This is a genomic window from Bacillus sp. FSL W8-0770 (genome assembly GCF_038008705.1).
GTDB lineage: Bacteria > Bacillota > Bacilli > Bacillales > Bacillaceae_G > Bacillus_A > Bacillus_A cereus.
Map to the genome: position 1 here is coordinate 187,748 of NZ_JBBOZR010000002.1, position 23,650 is coordinate 211,397.

The following is a 23,650-nucleotide window of genomic DNA, read 5'->3' on the forward strand; positions in this document are numbered from 1 at the left end:
TATCTAAAAACTTTTACATTGAAGAACTCTTTGCAGGTAACGTTTTTGTTCTCTCTCTTTAATCTGTTTTTCAGTAAGTGCTGTTTTCATCATTTGGATTGCTTCTTCTACATCACTTTTCTCCACTGAATACCCCGAATTAATTTTTTCTTCCAATTGACTTTGGACCTTTTGAAATGGGAGTACTACCTTTTTCTGATAATCACTTAAATCTGTATTATAATTTTTTGTACTTACAACTACAGTTAAACACCCTGATATAACTTCTTCATAATCAGATTCTTGTAATGTAAAAGAATTTTTTGTATTTAGGATATCTTTCTCCCTTTCATAATTAAATGTCGATATAGCAGGGTTAATAGCTTGCAGAAGATACTTCAAGACTTCCTTTGGTCCCATTTCAATAGCTTTCATAGACCCTTGATTCATTAGATAGTGAATCATGTCCAACCATTTCACAGGCTTTATTAATTGTAAGTAAAGGTTTTCTCTTATATTTTCTACACCTTTATACATTGAACTATCATGATTCGCTATGACAGGTACTAATGGCTGTTTCATATCTATATTTTCTAGTACACTCTTATATTTTTCAGCAGCAGGTTGCATCATAGGAGAATGAAATGGCCCACTTAATTTAAGGGGGATTGCAATTCCCCCATGCTCTACTACCATTTCACAAGCTAACTGAACCGCAGAGTTTGTACCAGAAATTGATGTTTTATTTGGAGTGTCATAAGCCGATATATATACTTCCTGTCCCTTGGTTAACAATTCTGAACAAATACCTTCAACAATTTCTGGAGCAAGATTGTTAACCCATGCCATAGTTCCATCTATAGTCAATGCATAGCTACTCAAAATCGTACTACGTTCTTGTACTAATTTTAAGGTATCTGAAAATGCAATTGCTCCAGAAGCACATAGAGCTGTATATTCTCCCAAAGAATATCCAATCATTGCCTCTGGTTTATTGCCTATTTCCTGTTCAAAAACTCGAAAAGCTGCCATGCTAGTTGTTACTAAAGCAGTCTGTGAATTTTGTAACTTTTCAAGGTCAGCTTTGTATATCTTCTCCATACAAAGGGAAGCCATGTCTATTTTTAGAGTGTCACTTGCTTCTTCAAATATCTCACGTGCTACAGGGAAGTTTTCATAAAGGTACTTACCCATTCCAGAATAATGGGATCCTACGCCAGGAAACATAAATACAATATTCATCTTTTTATCTCCCTTTTTTTCATCTTAAGCTATCTTCAACTCTATCTAATAAAGCTCGTCCCTCTTCAGTTTTTCTTAAATTCACTAAATCAACTACATAGCGAATATCTGATACATCATTCCATCCTAAATCCAGTGCAAGATTCATATGCTTTAACGAAAGATCGATTCTATCAATTAATGAATAACCACATGAAAGTAAAAAATGATGCCATGCATTTAAATCTCCTATAGTACGAGCTTTTTGTACAAACTCACTAGCTTTATTAAAATCTGAATAATATCTTAGTTGATGGTATGCGGTAAAAACGAAATTATCTAATTCGTTATAAGGAAACACATAAGCTGTATAGGTTTGAAGATTTGTGAATCCAACTTTTCCCGCTAGTTTAATAGATGGAATACGAAAATCCTCTGTCTTCCAATGTGGTGTTCTTCCTTGTTTTAAACAGTCATCCAAGAATGCTCTTGCAGCCAACCAAGCATACCCTTTACCTCGCTGGAATAAATCATAAGTATTAATTCCAATTTCCACATCAGTATCTGTTGCAAAAACCGATAAGCAACTAGTTACAACTTGTTCATGTACCATTACTACATAACCAAATCCATCTCGGATGAAATCCTGAGTTGACTCCCAAAAATCAACAATATCATCCCGTACCATTGCGAACTTTTTATCTGATAGCATGTCGATTGTAATTCGTTCCACCGTTACCTCATCAGGCATATTAGGTTTAGATAACTTATTATAAGACTCCGGATCAAAAGTAAATGTTACTCGAGTGTAAGGTTTAGGAATAAACATTTGCAATTGTTCCTCGACAACCTGTTTCCATTTTGATTCGGGTAATAATTCAACCTGAAAAAAGTCATCCCCTATCTGCTGAGCCTCAGGTGCAATTACTTCTTTAATAAAAGTTGGTAGACTTGAAACAAAATTACTTGTAGGATCACCTAATAAATAAAAAATTTCTTGTTCTGCCCATACAAGTGCACATCTAGGGTTATTAGGATTATCCACATAAATATGTCCCTTATTGTAACCATGAGCTATACCATTAAGTATTGGATGGTTCTTATAATCAACGAGAAGTGGTGATATTTGTTTAAATTCATCCTTTTCTTTTACCAATTCATAAATCATATTCTTAAAAGTCCTCCCTTTTGAGAACAAGTGTGAAGTGCATGCTGCGCAATAATTGGCTGAAGTACCTGCGAGGTACCTTCAATAATTTCTAAAACCTTTGCTTCCCTAAATAAACGCTCAACAGGATATTCTCTTGAAAACCCGTTTCCACCAAACACTTGGACAGCGTCTGTGGCTACCTTCATAGCCATCTTTGAGGCAAAATATTTTGCAATGGTTGTTTCAATTACAGCATCAGTATGTCTATCCTGACGCTTTTTCCCAGCCTCTTGGCATAACGAACGAGCTGCTTTTATATTTACACTTGCTTCTGCTAAAATTGTTTGAATTGCTTCATATTCACATATATATTTATTTCCTTGTTTTCTTCTTCTTGAATAAGCTACCATTGCTTCTAGTGCTTCTTGAGCAATGGCTACTCCCGCCCAGGCAATACTATATCTACCATGATCAAGAGCTGTATTAACTACATAACTCCATCCACCCCCAATTGGTCCTAACAAATTTTCAGCTGGTACCTTTACATCTTGCAAATGAATCTCAGCTATATGCGAGGAATTACTTGCTAACAGTTTACTCATTTTATTTGTAGAAACACCCGTCATTGACCGTTCAACAATAAAAGCGCTAACTTTTCCCTCACTAGACGCAAAAACTAAAAAACAATCCGCAATGTCAGCAAAAGAAATCCATTTTTTGTGCCCATTAAGAATAAAATGATCATTAACTTGTTTATAGGAAGTTCCAACAGCTTTTGCATCAGAACCAACCTCTGGCTCAGTTAGGGCAAATGAAAATAATAGGTTCCCCTTTGCCATCTCAGGTAACCATTTTCTCTTTTGCTCTTCAGTCCCCCACCTTTTAATTGACTCCCCTACTAAAGATACATGAACTGTAAGTAATTCACGAACCGAATTACAAGCTTTACCAATGATTTCAGTAAGACGACCATAATCTAAAGAATCAAGAGAAAGCCCACCATATTCTTTTGGTATCGTTGCACCCAATACACCATAACTTGAGATTTCTTGTATCACATCATAGGGAAGCTCTTCATTACTTTCAAACTCACTTGCTCGAGGCCGAAGCTTCTTTTCCGCAAACTCATCAACTACTCCCAGAATCTCTTCTGCATTACTCATACTGTGAAATTCCCATTCTTCTTTTTGTTAATTAGATCAACCATATTATTAATAGTAGAAAAGTTAATAATATCAAGTTCATCATTATCTACTACTATATCAAACTCCGTTTCTATGAAATTTAACATTTGCATAGCAAAGAGCGAATTTACATAACCTTTTTCAAATATGTTGTCATCATTAGCAACAATAGTTTCCTCTGCATTAAAAATAATAAGATTTTTTTTAATGTATTGACGTATTTTTTCATGATTATCCATGTAATTACTCCTTCTGAGACCTGGGAAATCAATTAACCTATATCCCAATTAAAATCAGTCTCTATTTTTATTTTTTCTTTCTCCTGAGTCGCAGATAAAACAAGTTCTTTTTCCTCACTTGTTAACATTTGAATATCTTTTAGACTAACATTAGGATGAGTTGTTATTTCTTCTAATAGAAGGTTAAATCGCCGTCCAAATTCTACTATTGTTGATTTATCAAATAAAGATGTAGCATATTCAAAAGTGAATTCATATATATCTTTATTTTCTTCAGCAATAAGAGTTAAATCAAACTTACTTGTTAGTGTATCTGTGTTTGTTTCCGTGCTAATTTCTAATCCATCCACAACTGTATGTTTTTCATCCGAATTTTGTAATACAAACATGACATCAAATAAAGCACTTCGGCTTAAGTCTCTAGAAAGATCTAATTTTTCCACTAACTGATCAAATGGATACACCTGATGTTCGAAAGCTTCTAACGTATCGTTTTTCACTTTTTTCAAGTGATTAATAAAAGATTGATCTGGATTTATTTGATAACGTAATGCAATTGTATTTACAAACAACCCCATAAGAGGTAACAGATCAGCATGCGGCCTACCTGCAACTGGTGATCCTATAATGACATCCTTTTGTTCCCCATGCTTGTACAGAAAAATAGTGAAGGTAGCCATAAGTAACATAAAAGGTGTCGTATCAGTTTCTAGTGCTATTTTTTTTATTTTCCGAGTAATTTCCTTGTTTACTTGGAAATTATATTGTTCACCCTCAAAACTCTTTACAGGTGGTCGACCTCGATCATATGGTAATTCAAGAACTGGTATATCCCCTGAGAATAATTCTTCCCAGTATTTCTCATGGATATCAAATTCTTTAGAAGATAATAATTTTTGTTCCCACACAGCATAATCTTTATATTGCAAACGATTTTCCGGCAATGTTTCCCCAGCATATAGGGCCTTAAAATCATGCATAAATATACTTAAAGACACGCCATCTGTTATGATGTGATGAAGGTCAATTACAAGTAAATAACTATTATCTTTTAACTCCTTTAGTCCAGCCCGCATTAACGGAACCTTAGAAAGATTAAATGGTTGCAACCATTCTTTATACTCTCCCTTTATCATTTCTAGCTCAAATGTTACCTGTTCTAATACTCTCTGTACTAACTGATCTCCCTGCCACTCAAACTGTGTTCTGAGTATTTCATGGCGTTTAATAAGCTTTTCAAAGACTAATTCTATCCTTTTCCGGTCCACCATTCCTTTAAGAATAAAACAACTTGGTACATTGTATGTCATCTGTGCCCCATCCATCTCTTGTAATAACATCATTCTTTTTTGAGTCGATGAAACCGGGTATACCTCAGATTCCGGTACTATTTCTATATCTTGCAACCTATTTTCTTTTGAATTTTTAATAAAATGACTTAAAGTGCTTATTGTTGGATACTCAAAAAGATTTGCCAATGATAATTGCACGTTAAATTCTTTCCATATTTTAGCGTTGATTAGAGTAGCATGAAGGGAATGACCACCAAGTGCGAAAAAATTATCTTCCACACCAATACAAGGATTACCTATAACTTCTTTCCATATATCAACTAGCTTTCTCTCCATATCATCGAGTGGTTTTACATAATTAGTAGTCTCCATCGATGGAGAAGAATCTATAATTACATTCTTTGTATTACCTTCTATAACAGAAAAAAGAAATATCATTATTTGTTCAGCTAAATTTTGCTCGTATTCTGCAGCATGGTGAATTTTATCTGAAATGTTTACTATTCCTTCTTTAGTTACTGATTTTGTTAAGTGCATTTTTATCAATGATCCACGAATTACTCCCCAATTGGCAGCTGCTGTCTTCATAGATTCAGCGATAGTTTGGAAGTCCGAGTGATAACGCTCACCAAGAAACGAAAGCATTTTTGAAAACTTCACTCGGCCATCTACAACTTGACCTAAATGTGAGAATAACGGAACATCATTAAAGTCTAAATATCCATCTGTCTCTTTATTTAAATCAAACCTACTTATTAGTTTCGTAGCAAAAAGGTGCATTTGTGAAAAAATATGTTTTTCATCTTTTATATGTTTTATCCAATTTGACAAATCGGTTGTAATCGATTGTATGTCTGTGATTTCATCTTCAGTAACTTTTAAAGTACTTACTTTTTGATAACCCTTATGAAAAAGTTCTGTTGAAAGTTGTGCATTTTTAACCATAAAATATGGATCGGTAATAATTAAACAGTCTTCTTCGGGCTCATATCCTACAATAACAAATGAATGAACAATATGATTTTTTAGATAATTCTCATCCCAAGGAAGCCAGTATGCATTCATGGTTACCACCACAGGAAATCCCGAGTATAATTGTTCTAATATAATTTCAAATCCTTCATCGGATGAATCTGTATCAAATATAGTACTTTTTATACCATGATATTTTTCTAAATCACTTACAAAATAACCAGACTCTGTATATAAACCATCCCCTAGATTTCCATTATCGACAGGAGAAAAACCAAAATCCCATAATCTAGCGTACATTAAATAATGTTTACGCTTAAACCAATTAGCTAACGTAGCAATTACATCATCAATACAATTCTGTTCAGAACTTTTACAAGGCTCTACATCATATAAGATTGAAGAAGTATAATTTCCCATTTACTCACCTCTATATTTTTACCAACAGGAAAAACTATTGTAATTTGGTTATTTCTCTATACTAAGTTGACAGAGATATGTATATCTTCTTTAAAAAGCTATCTATTATTATTAACGCATTTCATATAAAGAATCTTATTTCTCGAATCACTTTTTTATTTTAATCATTCTATAATAGGGAGGAGAATTCCCTAACTCATAGTCACCAGAATAAACACTAACATTCTAGAAAGCTAAGAGGGAAAGCTCCTTTAATCCCACAGTATAGCAAGTGTAAATTTAAACTCTTAAAAGTCGTGTTTACAATATGAAGTAATACTAATTATTTTTCTTTTCTGCTATATAAGCAGCTAGTTGTTTAATATTGCGTTTTGTATATGCGACTAAGTCGTCCGTATTAAGATTCTCGTTTTCTAAAGCAAGATCAAGCTCAATAGCTAGTAGAGAATTTCCTCCTAAGTCAAAGAAATCATCCTCTACACCGACAGCTTCAATCTTCAATATACTTTTCCATATTTCAACCAAACGAGATTCTAACTCATTACTAGGAGACATCATACTCTCCTCCTCATTCTTAGGTAAAGATCTAGGTGAAGGTAAGGAATGTCGATCAACCTTTCCACTTGGTGTTAATGGTATGTTTTCAACTTCAACAAAGAAAGTAGGTATCATATAACTCGGAACTAATTTCGCAAGATGCAATTTCAAATCAGAAATGGATACAAGTGATTTTGCTACGAAATAAGCTACAAGTTTTTTCTGCCCATCTTCATCTTGAATGTCTACTATCACTGCTTCTTTAATTGCATGATGTGAAGATAAAGCATCTAAAATTTCCCCTGGCTCAATTCGATATCCTCTAATTTTTAATTGTTCATCATTTCTACCGAGGAATTCTATATTCCCATCAGGTAACCAGCGTGAAAGATCTCCTGTCCTGTACATTTTCTCCCCTTTTACAAATGGGTCTGGTAAAAACTTTTCTTCAGTTAATCTCATTTGATTTACATATCCTCTTGCAAGCCCTTCTCCCGCAATATACAGCTCTCCTACCGCGCCAATAGGCTGAAGTCTCTGTTTTTGATTAAGTATATAAAGCCTTACATTCGGAATAGGCTTTCCAATAGGAATAGTATTATAGTTTTCACTTTCTTGAAGTGAAAACGTACTTGCGATAACTGTCGCCTCAGTAGGACCATACATATTTTCTATTTGAGTCGATAGTCGATGCTTTTTAAACTTATTAACCACCTCATGTGTCAAAGCTTCACCCGCAAGTAATATATACTTCACTTTATTTAAAACCTGGCAATTTTCATTATTAAGTGTATTTACGAAAGCTCTAAACATAGACGGTACAAAATTTAATAATTTCACATCATATTTATCTATAGTTCTTAAAATTGCTCTTGGGTTTCGATGTTCCCCATTGTCCATTATTACTAATTTACTACCTACTATGGTCCACCCAAACAACTCTAGAACAGATACATCAAATATATAAGGTGTCTTCAGTAAATACGTATCTGATTCATCCATAGGATATAAATGAGACATTGAAAATAAGAAATTCACAATACTACAATGTTCAATCATGACTCCTTTTGGTCTACCTGTAGAACCGGAGGTGTATAAAATATAAGCTAAGTTATTTGGTTTTCCAGTAACCTCCAGGTTGCTTGTATCACCAGCGTACAAATTTTCTTGCTTTAAATCAATAATCTCTCCTACAAATGGAATTTCACCTACGTATTTAGATTCTGTAAGTATAAATTGAGGATTACAATCCTCTAAAATATGTTCTATTCGACGCTTTGGATATTCAGGATCAATTGGTACATATGCAGCTCCAGATTTTAGCGCAGCAAATATAGCTATAATCATTTCTACGGATCTTTCCACAACGATACCAATTTTAGTTTCCTGATCTACACCTTTTTTTCTAAGAATACGAGCAAGCTGGTTTGCTCGATTATTGATATACGAATAACTGTACGGTATATCATTTGAAATAACTGCGATTTCTTCTGGTTTATTTTCAACCTGATCCTCAAAAAATTGATGAACTAATTTACCCTGAGTAAAATCTAATTTTGTATTATTAAGTTCATTTAACATCCTTGTGGATTCACTTTTACTTAAAACATTAACGTCTTCAATTTTCGCTTCAGGATTAGCTACCATCCACTCTAGCGTATTTATAAAATGCATCATAAACCGCTCTATAGTTTGCGGATAATATAGTCCTGTCGCGTATTCCAATTCTAATCGCAGACCCTCTTCTTCCGGAAATACTTCTATACTCATATCTACCTTTGAAGCTTGATGCTTAATTTCGTATGATTTAAATGTAATATCTTTTATTTTTTCTGATGTTCTTCCGATATTCTGCATTACTAACATGACATCAAATACAGGATTTCGATTAGTATGATAAGCCATGTCTAACTTATTTACTAACTCATCAAATGGGTATTCTTGATATTGAAATGCTTCTAGCGCATTTTCTTTTACTTCATTTAAGAATTGAATTATCGTCTTTTCCGCTTTAGGATGATTTCTCATAGGTAGAGTATTTACAAACATACCTATGATAGGCTCAAGATCATGATGAATTCTTCCTGCAATTGGAGAACCTACTATAATATCTTCCTGTTGCGTATACACATGCAATACTATATTTAGTGACGAAAGAAGTACCATATATAAAGTAGCTTCTCTTTCATCCGCAAAGGATTTTAATTTATTAGAAAGTTCAGGTGTTAGATGGAATACTAATCTATCACCTTCAAAAGTTTGATTTAGCCCACGTGGCTTATCGGTTGGGAACATAAGAATTGGTAACTCACCTTTAAACTTATCTATCCAATACTCTTCAATTTCTTTCAGCCCTTCATCATGTAAACGGTTGGTTTGCCAATTGGCATAATCTTTGTATTGTATTTTTATAGGCTCTAAGGCTTTGCCTGAATATAAATCTATAAACTCTTTTTCTAACTTCGCTAAAGATACTCCATCTGCTATTATGTGATGAAGATCAAAAAGTAACAGGTATTGATTGAATTCTAATTTCATTAAACCGACGCGCATAAGTGGAGCCCTATCTAACTGAAAAGGACGAACAAATTCCTGTATTAACTCTTCAATTGTTGATCTATCAGATTTATATAAATGTTCAATTCTAATATCTAAACTATCATGAATAAATTGAACTGGTTCACCTTTAATAAATTGGAATGAAGTTCTTAATGATTCATGACGTTCCACTAATTCTTTGACACATTGTTCTGCCTTTATAAAATCAAACTCACCTTCTATTAACATTGCACCTGGTATATTGTAGGCAGTTCCTATTCCAGCAAAGCGGTTTAATATATATAATCTTTTTTGTGAGGAAGAAGCTTGATAAAATTCTGTATCAGGTACGATCTCAATTTGAGAATAATTTTTCTTCCCTTCATATTTCTCTATATAATCCGCTAATAGCATAATTGTAGGCCTTTGAAACATTTCACGTATAGGTACATCTACACCTAAACGTTTATATATGTGTGAAACAACAGAAGTAATTTGTAATGAATTACCTCCTAATTCGAAAAAGTTATCATTCACACCTATTTTCTCTATTCCAAGTACTACTTTCCATATCTCAGAGAGCATTTGTTCAATTTCATTACGTGGTTCAATAAATAAAGCTGTGGATTGCTCCCAAATTGGATCTGGAAGAGCTTTCCGATCTATTTTACCGTTTGATGAGATTGGAAACTGCTCAATCGGGATGATGTATGCAGGAATCATATAAAAAGGTAAATACTCCCTAAGGAATTGGCGTACCTCTTCTACTTTAGCTGAAGAATTCATAACAACATATGCACATAAAACCGGAGCATCTTCTCCCTCTTTTTTACGTGTAATTACAATAGCTTCACCAATTTCAGGATATCGTAATAGTTGCTTTTCTATTTCTCCCAATTCAATTCGTAATCCACGAATTTTGACTTGATCATCCATACGGCCTAAATATTCAAGATTTCCATCTGGTAACCAGCGAGCCAAATCTCCAGTACGATATACCTTGTCATCTATAATAGAAGAACCCTCTTTGTTGATTTGTATAGGAACAAATTTGTCCATAGTTAACTTAGTTTGATTTAAATAACCTCTTGCTAATCCTTCTCCTGAAATACACAATTCCCCAGGAATTCCAACGGGTTGTAATTGTTGATTATCACCCATAATATAAACTTTTTGATTAGCTAGTGGTCTTCCTATTGGTAATTGATTCATAAATTCTAACTCAGCGTGCTGAACATGATAACATGTAGAATCTACAGTTGTCTCTGTAGGTCCATAAGCATTTGTTAAATTTGGTCGGCAGTTTTCATTAAATAAACCAAGGAATTTCCGTGCTAATTTCGGTGGTAATTCCTCTCCAGCAATAATAAAATGTTTAAATGAATATTCTATTTCTTCATCTATAAAATTAGTTAATAATCGAAGATGCATCGGCGTTCCATCCGCGATATTTATTTGCTTTTCTTGATAAAAATTAATTAGCTTCTGCCCATCAGTTCTCGCTTCCTCAGGTACTATAAATAAACTATTTCCTAATAGAAGCGCACCAAACATGTTTTGTACTGAAGCGTCAAACTCAAAAGGTGAAACTAACCCGATTCGCATAGAAGAACTATATTTATCATATATTTCATTTTTTAACCCAAATATTAAATTTACAACACTACGATTTTCAACCATAATTCCTTTAGGATTACCTGTAGTTCCAGAGGTGAAAATAACATATGCCAAATCGTAAGGTGTACTTACTGAAGGGAAACTAACCAACTCTGTTTCAAGTAGTTCATTAAAACTCACCATACTACAATCATGGATTTCTCTTGTAAAATCTTCACTAATAACCTCTGGTTTTACTATACAAAGTGGAGATTTACATTCCTTTAGCATCGCCTCTATCCGTTTATACGGCAAATATATGTTAATAGGTAAATAAGCAGCCCCACTTTTTAAAATACCTAGCATTGCAATGACTGCATCAATGGATCGATCCATCATAAGGCCAACAATGTGTCCTTTTCCAATTCCTTTTTTATGTAGAGAACCGGCAACCAGATCTACCTTTTCTTTTAATTGAGCGTATGTTATTTCTCTTTTGTCATCAGAAACAGCAAGCTTATTTGGATTATGCATGACTTGTTCTTCAAATAACTGTATCACCGTTAAATGATGCGGGTAATCTAACTCAGTTTGATTAAATGTCATTAACTCTCTTACATCATTATCACTAACCCAATCTAACTCTATATGCGGTGTATTCGGTTGTAGTAAAGCTTGCTCTAACAAGTCTATAAAATGCTGACCAAATCGCGTAACAGTAGATGTTTTGTATAGATGCTCATTAAAATACATATCACCTTCTATACACCCATTTACTTGACGGAAAGAGAATATAATCTCAGCATTGCTCTCACTTAAATAATTTAAATCTTGAATTTCCTCTAGCAAAATTGCAGTACGGAACGGATAATTACGCCCCTCTGGAAGGTAGTTACTCAAAACCGGTTGTAAACTTTCCAATGGGAAATTTTGATGTTCTAAAGCATTAACCATTACTGTACTAACATGCTGGAGAATTTGTCTAAATGTCATATGTTCCTCAAGACCATGTCTTAAAACTAACAAAGTATTAATAAGGTTAGTATCACTGTCTTGTTTTAAAACAGGTGTACCAATGCATATATCTTGCAATCTAGTATATTTATTTAACAGCAAGGTAAGTCCAGCAGTAAGAATCATGTGCAACTGAAGATCTGATCCATTTGCTAACTTTAAAATCTTCTCGGACAATTCCTCTTTTAGTTTTATATTAACATTTGATAAATTCACCTGTTTGTTTGATGTCCGGTAATCATAAGGGAAATGGCAGTCAGCCAGTTCCCCTGATAAGTTTTCTAACCAAAATTCTCTTTCCTTTATTCGTTCATTTGCGGCAATTACTTTATCTTTATTTGCTATTCGTTCAACCATAGTTACTCACTCCTGACAATAATCAATTAAAAGTTAAAATCCCCAAAATCTACTGATACCTTAACTGGTTGCAGTTCTTGAATTTCTTGTTTAAATGAAATATCTTTTAATAAAATTTCAGGATGATCTACAATTTGTTCAAAAATCTCAACATAACGCTCACATAACTTTTGAACCGTGTCCCTAGTATATAAAGAGGTTGCATATTCCATAGTCAGTTCAATTGTATCTTCCAATTCAACCACTCTTAGCAATAAATCCATTTGTGCGCGCTTAAAGTCGTGATCATATGTCCTTAGTTCTAAACCATCTATAAACATATGATCTGCATCCATATTTTGCATAACAAATGAAACATCGAAAAGTGGGTTCCTATTATACGTGCCCTGAAGTCCTAATTGATTAACCAGGTCCTCATATTGACATTTTTGATGTTCAAATGCTTGTAAGACCTGCTCTTTTACTTCAAATAGGAATTGAGTAAACCTTTGTTCAGCTCTTGGATAGTTCCTTATTCCTAACATGTTTACAAATACTCCTATAATATCTTGTAAATCCGCATGCGGGCGACCAGTAATTGGTGAACCAATAACAACATCCTCTTGGCCAGTATATTTACCTAGCAAAATATTATATACAGAGAGCATTAGCGTATATAATGTAGTTTCTTCTTTTGCTAATAAACGCTTAATTTTCTTGGTAACATTTGAATCAATAGTAAAGGATATTTTACTACCTTTTAGATCTAATATTTCAGGTCTTGTATAATCAGTAGGCATATTCAAGACAGGTACACCATCTTTAAATTGATCTAGCCAATACTGTTCATGTTTGAGAGCAATTTCTTTTTCTTTTTCACTCTGCTGCCATTCTGAGTAATCCTTATACTGTATTTTTAAGTTTGGTAATTTCTCTCCTGAGTAAAGCGCAAATAGATCTCTAACGAAAATATCATAGGAAACTCCATCGGTTACTATATGATGTAAATCAATAATTAAAATATGTTTTTGTTCTTCCAATCTAATTAACCCTACACGGAAATATGGAGCATTATTAAAATTAAATGGGCGAATAAATTCATTAATTATTTGTTCCACTTCAGATTCAAAGCCCTCAATTTGAGTAATATGGAAATCAGCATGATCATGAATAATTTGTACCGGTTTATCATTTTTCATTTCAATAGTAGTTCTAAATATCTCATGACGCTTAATTAATTGAGTGAACGCCTTTTCTAAACGTTCAATGTTTAATTTTCCATTTAAAAGAATAACGGAAGTATCATTATAAGCTGTACTTTCTGGATACAATCGGTGTAATACATAAAATCTCTTCTGAGCTGAAGAAAGCTGATAATGAGATTTAGGTTCAGCTGGAACAATAACATCAAATTCACTCTTATCTGCCCTTGAAATATAATTTGCTAGTTTCTCAATATTTGATAGAGTAAAGAGCTCTTTAATAGGAACTTCAACATTAAACTCTTTATGAATTTTTGAAACAATAGTAATAGCCTTAAGTGAATCTCCACCTAGTTCCAGAAGATCATCATGAACACCAACTTCTGAAACTTTAAATATATTTCTCCAAATTTTTGAAAGCTTTTCTTCTACCTCATTGCGAGGTGCTACATATTCAGTCAAGAGTTGTGGTCTAGAATGGTATAACGTAGAATCTAATTCTTCTTCCTTCTCATCATTGAAAGAATTTAATAACACCCATTGATCAATACGCGCTTGCAGTTCTCCTGGAGAATGAATCAGTACTTCCCCTTGTTTCCATGACAGTGCTATATTAAAGGCCTGAACTCCTTCTTCAGGTGTCATAGATAATTCATGTACACTTGCACCTATTTGCATATCTTTTTCTTCATCTTCCCAGTATTTCCAATCACTCCAATTGACACTTATCCAAGGTAGTTTGGAATAACGATTTATATATTGTGCAAAAACATCCATGTATATATTTGAAGCAGCGTATGAAACATAACCTAATCCACCTAAGACCGCTGAAATTGAAGACATTAGAACACAAAAATCTAAGTCTTTATTTCGTAAGCACTCTTCTAAATTGAGAAGACCATAAATTTTTGCAGAAAATTGTTCCTCACAGTCCTCTTTTTCAAGTTCCTGAATCAAATTAAAAGTCTTTCCACCGAGAATACCTGCACCATGAATTACACCATTAATCTTTCCAAATTTTTGTTCTGCCTTATGAATTGCTTCGTATAGTTGTGATTGATCTGTAACATCAGCAGCAAGTACATAAACTTTAGATCCCGTTTCTTCTATCTCTAAAACTTTACGAATTCTGTCCGAATACATCGTATTTTCCTTCAAATGCATATCCCACTCATCACGATTTGGCAGACCTGTACGTGTAAGAAGAACTAAGTTGGCTTGTACAGTTTGAGCCAAGTGTTTCGCAAGAATTGTACCAATACCTCCGAGTCCTCCTGTAATAAGGTAAACTCCATTTTTTCGTAAAGGCAGTTTCTCTTTAGCTGGCTGTTCTAGTTGTAAAGGCTCGTAAGTTTGAACAAATCTTTTATTTCCTCGATAAGCAATCATCTTATCATTCGTATTTGAAAGACATTCTTCTACTAATTGATTTATTAACCTATTCTTCCATTCTTTTTTTAGAGGTAAAACAACATCAACACTTGAACAAGAAAGATAAGAATACTCTTGCGGAACAACTAATGACGTTCCAAGTACAGTTGATTTTTCTGGAATTAATTCTTCATCACCAATCACTTGTTGAACACCATTTGTAATGATTCGAATTGAGATTGAATCAGAGATATTCTTGTCTCCTAGTGCCTGAGTTAAGTAGAACATTGAATAGAATCCTAAGTTTTGTTTACAATTTACATATTCAATTGAGGCTTGTCTTTCCTCATTGGTAATTCCCCACATATGAATTATTCTTGTAGGTAAACCATATATTTCTTGTACTTCATCCAATAACTTAACGTAATCTGTACGTTCTTCAGGATTTATAATGAAGCGATCGTTATTCTCCTTATTAAAAGCAAAGCCAGGTTCTACTGTAACTACTCTCTGCCCTTTATTTAATAAGTCCTTAACTAGTTCATTACCTAATCCTTCTTGATCTACAAAAAAAATCCATGTCTCATTCACATCATGATTTGGTTCAAACAATGTAGAACTTTTCCATTGCGGCGTATAGAACCATTCAGAAATGTTGTTATTCTTACTAATTTTAGATTGCTTACTATTAAGCTTTTGACCTAAATCATACGGATTACCTTGTAATTTATAAGATATTTTATTGAAAGAATACATTGGTAATGGGATACGTCTTCTCTTCTCATCTTTATAAAATTGTTCCCAATCTACAGAAATACCTGTTACCCACATTCGAGTGATGTGACTGAATAAGAAATACATATCTGATACATCTTGTTGAACAGATCGAACCGTATTAAATATTCTTTCATTACCATTTTCATAGTCTAAAAGGCGACTAGTAAGCCTACTAAGGTCATTTCCAGGACCAATCTCTATGAATAGACTTGTATTGTCCCTATTCAACTCTTGAATTCCATCAGAGAATCGAACAGTTCCACGCATATGTTTTACCCAATAAACTGGGTTTGTTGCTTCTTCAGGTCGTATCCAAGTACCGGTCAAGTTTGACAAATAAGGTATTTTTGGTTCTCTAAGTGTCAATGTACTAACATAGGAAGCATACTCGTCCAGAATTGAATCCAGTTCGTGTGAATGTGCTGCTCCTTCTATTGTTACTCGCATACACATTAAACGCTTTTTCTTTAATTCATTTTCAAAATCTACAATTGCTTCTTCTGTCCCAGAAACTATACAAGCTGGACCATTAACTACTGCTAAAGAAATGGTATGTTGATATTCTTTTTCAAAAGAATTAATCAAATGAATTAATTCCTCTTCTGGAAGTGGAACGCTAAGCATTACTCCTGCAGGAAGACTACTCATTAGCTGACCTCTTTTTACAACCAATTTAAGTGCATCTTCCAAAGTAAATACTTCTGCTAAACAAGCAGCCACATATTCACCAAATGAATATCCAATCATTGCTTCAGGTTTAATTCCCCAACCCATTAATAGTTTCGCAACTGAGTATTCAAACGCGAAAAGAATTGGTTGACTAAATTCCATTCTTTTTAATTTTTCCGTCGCCTCATCAATACTCAAAGTAGTTGGGTATAACACTTCTTTCATGTTTACATTCGTAACAGATTGAAGGATTGCAAAGCATTCATCCATAGCTTCACGGAAAATTGCCTCTTGTTCGTATAATTCTAACCCCATGTTTACATATTGCGACCCATTCCCAGAAAACAGGAAGTTAACTTTAGGATGTTCCTCTTTTACATTTACATATTGTACTCTTCTTCCTTCTGGCTGGTTTAACAGTTCAATTCCTTCTTGAGTACTGGAACAAACTAAAGCTCTCCTATGCTTGAATTCCTTACGTCCAATTTGCAATGTATAACTAGCGTCTGCCAAATTCACATGAGGATTCTGCTCAAGGTGATTTCCTAAATTCAAAGTCATACGATCCAAAGCATCTTTTGATTTTGCCGAAATCATTAACATCTGGTATGGTCTACTATTTGATGTTGCTTCAAGCTTTGGTGCCTCCTCCAAAATAATATGTGCATTTGTACCACCAATACCAAATGAACTAACACCTGCACGTAATGGTTTATTATCCTCTTTCCACTCATTTAATTGTTGATTTACATAAAAAGGTGTCTTTTCAAATCCAATTTGCGTGTTTGGTTTTGTAAAATTCACACTTGGTGGAAGAACCTGATCTTTCATCGCAAAGACCGTTTTAATTAGACCAGCAACACCGGACGCTGCATTTAGATGGCCTACATTTGCTTTAACAGATCCAATTGGTACAGATTGTTTTTCATTAGAGTTAAACACTTCACTAAGCGCCTTGATCTCAATGGTATCTCCTAGTTTAGTAGCAGTTCCGTGTGTTTCAATATAGGAAATGGACTCAGGTTCTACATTTGCTTCTTGTTGCGCCATTTTAATAACTTCTACTTGGCCCTCTACACTAGGTGCAGTGTAACCAATTTTCCGATTCCCATCATTATTGATCGCCGTTCCTTTTATTACTGCATGTATAGTATCCCCATCATTTATAGCTTCCTGTAAAGGCTTCAGAACAACAATCCCAACTCCGTCTCCAAAAAGCATTCCATTTGCATCTTCATCAAAAGGACGACAATGACCATCTGAAGAAAACAGCATTCCTTCTTGGTAGGTATAACCTGCTTTTTCAGGTTGAGTTAATGTAATTCCCCCAGCTATAGCAATATCACAATGCCCCTGTAATAATGCTTGGCATGCATTATGAATAGCCACCAATGATGTTGAACATCCCGTAAAGATATTCATACTTGGTCCTTTTAGGTTAAATTTGTAAGAAATTTGAGTGCTTAGCGAGTCTTTGTCGTTAAGTAATGAAATTAAAAATTGTCCAGCTGGTTCATTTGCCTCTGAAAGAGTAGATAACACTTGCCAATATAAGTTAGGAGATGCCCCACTATATACACCAATTAGGCCCGGGTATGTCTCGATATTATATCCAGCATGTTCAAGGGCAGACCACGCACATTCATGAAATACTCGTAGTTGCGGATCCATTAACGATGCATCTTGAGGTGTATAATCAAAGAATGGAGCATCAAAATTATCAGTTCCCTCTAAATACCCTTTCGCTTTAACATAATTAGGGCTTTTTACTTCCATAGGATTCACACCAGATTCAATTAACTCTTCATCTGTAAAAAATTGAATAGACTCTGTACCAGACTTTATATTATTCCAGAATTCATTTACATTCTGTGCTCCAGGAAAACGTCCATCTATTCCTATAATTGCAATATCGTTATCTTCTTTCGTTTTTCGATCAAAACGTTTTGTATGTTTAACTTGATTCTTTTGCTTATCTCCACTTAAGTATCTCGCTAAAGAACGAATACTTGGATATTCAAACATAACTCCGATTGAAATCTGTTTTTCTAATCTATTAATTAATCTCTCATGAATTTGAATTATATGAAGTGAAGTTGCACCAAGATCAAAGAAATTTTCATTTACATTTACAGTATCAACACTGTAAAACTCTTTCCAAATTCCTATAATTATTTCCTCTACTTCATCTTGGTTTCTGAACTTATCTCCCGTTTTCGTTTGAGTTTCCAATTTAGAAATTCGTTTGCGAGAATTCAGATTAATCCATTGATCAAAACGTTTATTTAAATCTCCTGAAGAAATAATTACCTGATTTAAGCCACTTAAACCAAGCACACATTGGAATGTTTTTTGTCCTTCCTCAGATGTCATTTCAAGTGCTTCTATACTTTGTGCATTGAATATTTTATTAACCTGTTGAGTTCCCGTGTACTGCCAATCTCCCCAGTTAATACTGGTCCATCGATTATTAGATGTATTAATCACTTTGTCTGAAAAACTATCTAAGTAAAGGTTTGCTGCTGAATAGGCTACAAAACCTAATCCACCCAATATAGGTGAAAGTGATGAAACAAGATAACAAAAATCAAGATCATAATTACTCAATAACTTATCAAGAACTAGCACACCATGTACTTTAGGAAGAAATTGCTCTTCACATTCAATCCTACTTATCTTTTCCATTGGACACTGAGCTGATTTAACACGTAAGACACCTGCTGCATGAATTACCCCATTTATGTGACCAAAATTAGCCTCAGCCTGATCAATCACGCTTCTCATCTGCTCTTCATCAGCTACATCTGCAACAGCTGTCATTACTTTTGCTCCCAATGACTCCAACTTCTGAATATGGTTAATACGTTGAGATAATTGTTCATTTTCAATCTGTGATTGAAGAATTTGATCCCATTCTTCACGATCAGGAAGAGCTGTTCTACTAACTAATATTAGTTTAGCCTTTACTGTACGCGCCAAATATTCTGCTAATTTAAGGCCTACTCCTCCCATTCCACCAGTAATTAAATAAACCCCTTCCGATCGAATATTTCGAATTTTTGAAGCTGATTCATTTTCATTTATTACTAGCATTTCACTTACTTTTTCATCAGGTATAGGCTCATAAATTCGAATGTAACGAGTATTATTTCGAATTGCTATTACAGTGTCAATAATGTCCATTTGAATCTCAGAATATAAGTTTGATATTAATGCTTCTTCATTATCAGACAACATAAAATCTACACTACGGCATCTAATATTTGGATACTCTTGCGGAAATACTTTTATAGGAGCTAAAAGAGTAGATTTTTCTGCAATAATAGACTCGTCTCCTACTACCTTTTGCATATTATTCGTCATAACATTTATATTGATAGGATAAAGTAAATTAAATTTACTAATTGTCTTTGCAAGTGATATTAATGAATAGAATCCAGTATCTAAGGTCTTGATACCTAAATCCTTATTATCCACATTCCATAGGTGAACAATCTCTTCTGGTAAACACTCTTGTTTTTGTAGCTCGTTAAATAACTGATAATAATCTTCTTGTTCAGTAGGGCATATTGTAAATTCATTTAAACTAATCTTTTTATATGAAGGACCCATACCGACTGTTATAACACGATGTCCATCTCTTTCAAGCTTTTCTTTAAGAGCTAAGCCTATATGCTCATTGTCTAAAAATAACAACCAACTTTTAGTAGATTCTTTAGTTACATCTACAATTTCTTTTTCCATCCAACCTGGAGTATAGAACCACTCAGCTATATTAGAACGTTTCTTTATCGATGTTTCTTCACTATTAGTTATATTTTGCTGTTCAGCTGGATCTATCCAATATCGTTTTTTCTCAAAAGGATAAGTTGGTAAGGCAATACGTAATCTATATTCCTCTTCATACAGTTTACTCCAATTAATTTCTACCCCTAACCCCCACGCTTGTCCCAATACCTCTAACAAGTCGTTCAGTAAAATAATCTGATTATTATTAATTTCAGAATTTAATAACTCTCCAATATGTACAATCACAAAATTAGGATCTACATCCTTAACTTGTGTTAGAAGTTCTACTTTTTCTCCATGCGTCCATTCTGTCTGTAACTCTATATAGTTCTCAACTAATGGATTCAGGACATCTTCTGGCTTAAGAGATTTATTATAAATATCTGAAACCATTCCAGCTAGGCCTGTACCAATAATGTTAGAAGGACGTACATCACATTCAATTAATACATCAATAATCGATTGCAAGCAGACGAAGAAGGTTAAATCTTCAACCAAGCTATCATCTGTTCCTTTAAAGAATGCTTCTTTCAATGCTTTTCCAGTATACATTTGGGCATCAGTCATATTACGCTCAAATACTTTTAAGAATAATGGTTCCTTTTGGTATAGTTCTTTTACATTCTCAATAATTGATGAGTATTCGCTAGGTAACACAAATACCAAATCTGGATTTTCTTGCGTTTTTACGTGAAAATCTTTAACTGTTTTTAAATTGTCTATGGCGCTATCTATATCCTTACATAAGACCGCTCTTCTATACGGAAATGATCGACGGCCAGTTTGCAATGTGTATGCTACATCTGCTAATTCAACATCTTTATTAGATTCCAGATATTGAACCATATTTACTGTAGCATTATTTAAAGCTTCTTTTGATCTAGCAGAAAGAACCATTAACTTTTTCTCTCTAGTAGAAGCAGAACTTTTAACTTTAGGCGCTTCTTCTAATACAATATGAACGTTAGTTCCACCATATCCGAAAGCACTCACACCTGCTCGAAGAAGATCATTATCTTCACTTTGCCAATTCACCAAATCAGTATTGATATAAAATGGGCTATCTATAAAATCAATTTTCGAGTTAGGGCGCTTCACATTTAAAGTTGGCGGGAGTTGTTTATGTCTCATAGATAAAACTGTCTTTATAAGTCCCGTCACCCCTGCAGCTGTATCTAAATGACCTACATTACTCTTAACAGAACCAATTGCACAAAAAGATTTCTTGTCCACATCTTGAAACGCTCTCTTTAGAGCCTCTACTTCGATAGAATCCCCTAATGGCGTTGCCGTCCCATGTGTTTCTATATAACTAATTGTAGAAGGATCAACTTCAGCAAAATTATGTGCTGCTTGAATTACTTCAGCCTGTCCCTCAACACTTGGAGCAGTATAGCCTACTTTTCGACCACCATCATTATTTGCTGCTGATCCCTTAATTACACCATAGATTGTATCCCCATCAGCAATCGCATCTTCTAATCTCTTTAGTATTACCATACCTACACCATCACTAAAAACTGCACCCTGGGCTTCTGCATCAAAAGTACGTACTTTGCCATCAGGTGAACTTGTCATTCCTTCATGATATTTATAACCATTCTTTTTAGGATACGTTATAGATACTCCACCTGCAGCTGCAATAGAGCATTCTCCAGTTAACAATGATCTACATGCAAGATGAATGCTCAAAAGAGATGTAGAGCATGCTGTATATAATGTAAAACTCGGTCCCTTAAGTCCCAGCTTATAGGATGTAAGCGTTGAAATTGCATCTTTATAGGAAAGAGTACCCGCCTCTGAAAACTCAACCACACTATCACTGTTTAATAATGGCGTGTGCTTCATCCAATTAAAATTAGTAGATGCTCCTACGTATAATCCTATTAATCCTTCATAATCAAATGGATTATAGCCTGCCATCTCTAATGCTTCCCATGTTGTTTCCTGTAACATACGGATCTGAGGATCCATTATTTTCGCTTCTCTAGGTGTATAAGCAAAAAAGGATTCATCAAAATATTCTACTTCCTCCAAATACCCTTTCGCTTTCACAAAATTAGGATGTTGTAAAACATCTAAATTAACACCTTCTTTAATTAACTCGTCTTCAGTAAATGTAGAAATTGAATCAACACCATTTTTTAGGTTATCCCAGAATTGGTTTATTTCATTTGCACCTGGAAATTTACCTGCCATTCCAATAATCGCTATTTCCAAACCAGTTTTACTATCATCTTGATGCTTCATTTTCACTTTCCTCCTATTTTGTTTAATTCGGATTTTCTATGCTTTACATACTCTTAGCTACAATACTTAGAGCTAATACTCCTATTTCATAAACTTAAGCAAAAGAAAAAACACATGAAATTACCCATAAAGTAGCTAAAGTGATTTACATACCTGACAGAAAACAAAAAATTTTAATTACGATTTCTATTCCTGGATTTCAATGATATTTTGAGCACTCATTTTTCATTCTAAAAACCTAATACTTTGGTAATAATTCTGTTAATATTACACTTTATGTAGTTAGTAACATATTCACAAGAAGTTTTCTTTAAGAAATTAATTTGTAGAGTAATAATTTTGTAGGGGATTTATGTTATAAAATTAAGCATACTTTTTCCAATATCATATAGAAAAAAACAAAAAAGTGACATACAGTGAATATTGAGAAATAAAATTCATTTATTCCATATCTAACCAAAATAGAACGGATTTTCAATTTTAAATTAGATTTTCTTGCATTTATAATTGCATTCTCTATAAATCATCTATGGTGAGCTTTTAAACTTTAAACATAAATGAAATTATATGTGAAATTTTTTAATTTAGATGAGGATCTATACGTGAATCCATTCCAGAGGAATTACATATGCTACAGATTTAATATTCTTCATAAAGTTATATACATAAACTAAATTCCTTCAAACGTTTTAAGAAAATATTGAGGATGAACATCGTTAGTGGAACGCTTCCTACCGAAGGCAAACTTATTTCTAGGATTGCTGACTTACAATTATGCATTGTACGACTCCTAAGACAGACCAAATAAGTTCATATGCTACAGTACTGTTTACCCTTCCATTTATGTTGTTGATTTTCCCTTATGTTTTGCTATGCACATATGATATTTTCATCTTATATCCATAACTATTGTCCTGTAGACGCTTTTTATTATCTTCAAACCGACTATTTCACTAAACTGTAAAATTAAAACCGACAAATTTCCGAATAAACTGAAAACTTATGAGAAATTGACAAGAAATCTCAATAAGATCTTTTCAATATATCTTAACTTCAAACTCATGGAATCAGGACCCAATAATGATGCTATACAGGGGAATATTCTACTAAATAG

At 33.8% G+C, this 23,650-nt stretch carries 7 protein-coding genes; all 7 read right to left on the reverse strand.

The window, feature by feature from the left end:
* Positions 1 to 3: 3 nt before the first annotated feature.
* Positions 4 to 1,221: an ACP S-malonyltransferase gene (locus NST27_RS27685; RefSeq protein WP_001028177.1), complete on the reverse strand. Its 1,218-nt coding sequence runs from the start codon at positions 1,219 to 1,221 to the stop codon at positions 4 to 6.
* A 19-nt stretch (positions 1,222 to 1,240) separates the two neighbouring features.
* Positions 1,241 to 2,368 (reverse strand): GNAT family N-acetyltransferase, encoded by a 1,128-nt coding sequence (locus NST27_RS27690; RefSeq protein ID WP_000638850.1) that lies wholly within the window; start codon positions 2,366 to 2,368, stop codon positions 1,241 to 1,243.
* Positions 2,365 to 3,513 (reverse strand): acyl-CoA dehydrogenase family protein, encoded by a 1,149-nt coding sequence (locus NST27_RS27695; RefSeq protein WP_000063355.1) that lies wholly within the window; start codon positions 3,511 to 3,513, stop codon positions 2,365 to 2,367. The genes NST27_RS27690 and NST27_RS27695 overlap by 4 nt, the downstream gene beginning before the upstream one ends.
* Positions 3,510 to 3,773 carry an acyl carrier protein gene (locus NST27_RS27700; protein WP_000368639.1) on the reverse strand — a complete coding sequence of 88 codons (264 nt, stop codon included), beginning with the start codon at positions 3,771 to 3,773 and terminating at the stop codon, positions 3,510 to 3,512. Before NST27_RS27700 ends, NST27_RS27695 begins: the two co-directional genes overlap by 4 nt.
* Before the next feature lie 32 nt (positions 3,774 to 3,805).
* Positions 3,806 to 6,457, reverse strand: coding sequence for a condensation domain-containing protein (locus NST27_RS27705; RefSeq protein WP_001988175.1), 2,652 nt, complete (start codon positions 6,455 to 6,457; stop codon positions 3,806 to 3,808).
* Positions 6,458 to 6,775: 318 nt separating this feature from the next.
* Positions 6,776 to 12,499 (reverse strand): non-ribosomal peptide synthetase, encoded by a 5,724-nt coding sequence (locus NST27_RS27710; protein ID WP_047387480.1) that lies wholly within the window; start codon positions 12,497 to 12,499, stop codon positions 6,776 to 6,778.
* A gap of 26 nt (positions 12,500 to 12,525) precedes the next feature.
* Entirely contained in the window at positions 12,526 to 22,536 is a 10,011-nt protein-coding gene (locus tag NST27_RS27715; protein WP_047387484.1) for a type I polyketide synthase, read from the reverse strand.
* Positions 22,537 to 23,650: the final 1,114 nt, after the last annotated feature.

Bases quoted from the DNA above. Each gene is read 5' to 3' on its own strand.
- NST27_RS27685 (WP_001028177.1), bottom strand. From the start codon at position 1,221: ATGAATATTGTATTTATGTTTCCTGGCGTAGGATCCCATTATTCTGGA.
- NST27_RS27690 (WP_000638850.1), bottom strand. From the start codon at position 2,368: ATGATTTATGAATTGGTAAAAGAAAAGGATGAATTTAAACAAATATCA.
- NST27_RS27695 (WP_000063355.1), bottom strand. From the start codon at position 3,513: ATGAGTAATGCAGAAGAGATTCTGGGAGTAGTTGATGAGTTTGCGGAA.
- NST27_RS27700 (WP_000368639.1), bottom strand. From the start codon at position 3,773: ATGGATAATCATGAAAAAATACGTCAATACATTAAAAAAAATCTTATT.
- NST27_RS27705 (WP_001988175.1), bottom strand. From the start codon at position 6,457: ATGGGAAATTATACTTCTTCAATCTTATATGATGTAGAGCCTTGTAAA.
- NST27_RS27710 (WP_047387480.1), bottom strand. From the start codon at position 12,499: ATGGTTGAACGAATAGCAAATAAAGATAAAGTAATTGCCGCAAATGAA.
- NST27_RS27715 (WP_047387484.1), bottom strand. From the start codon at position 22,536: ATGAAGCATCAAGATGATAGTAAAACTGGTTTGGAAATAGCGATTATT.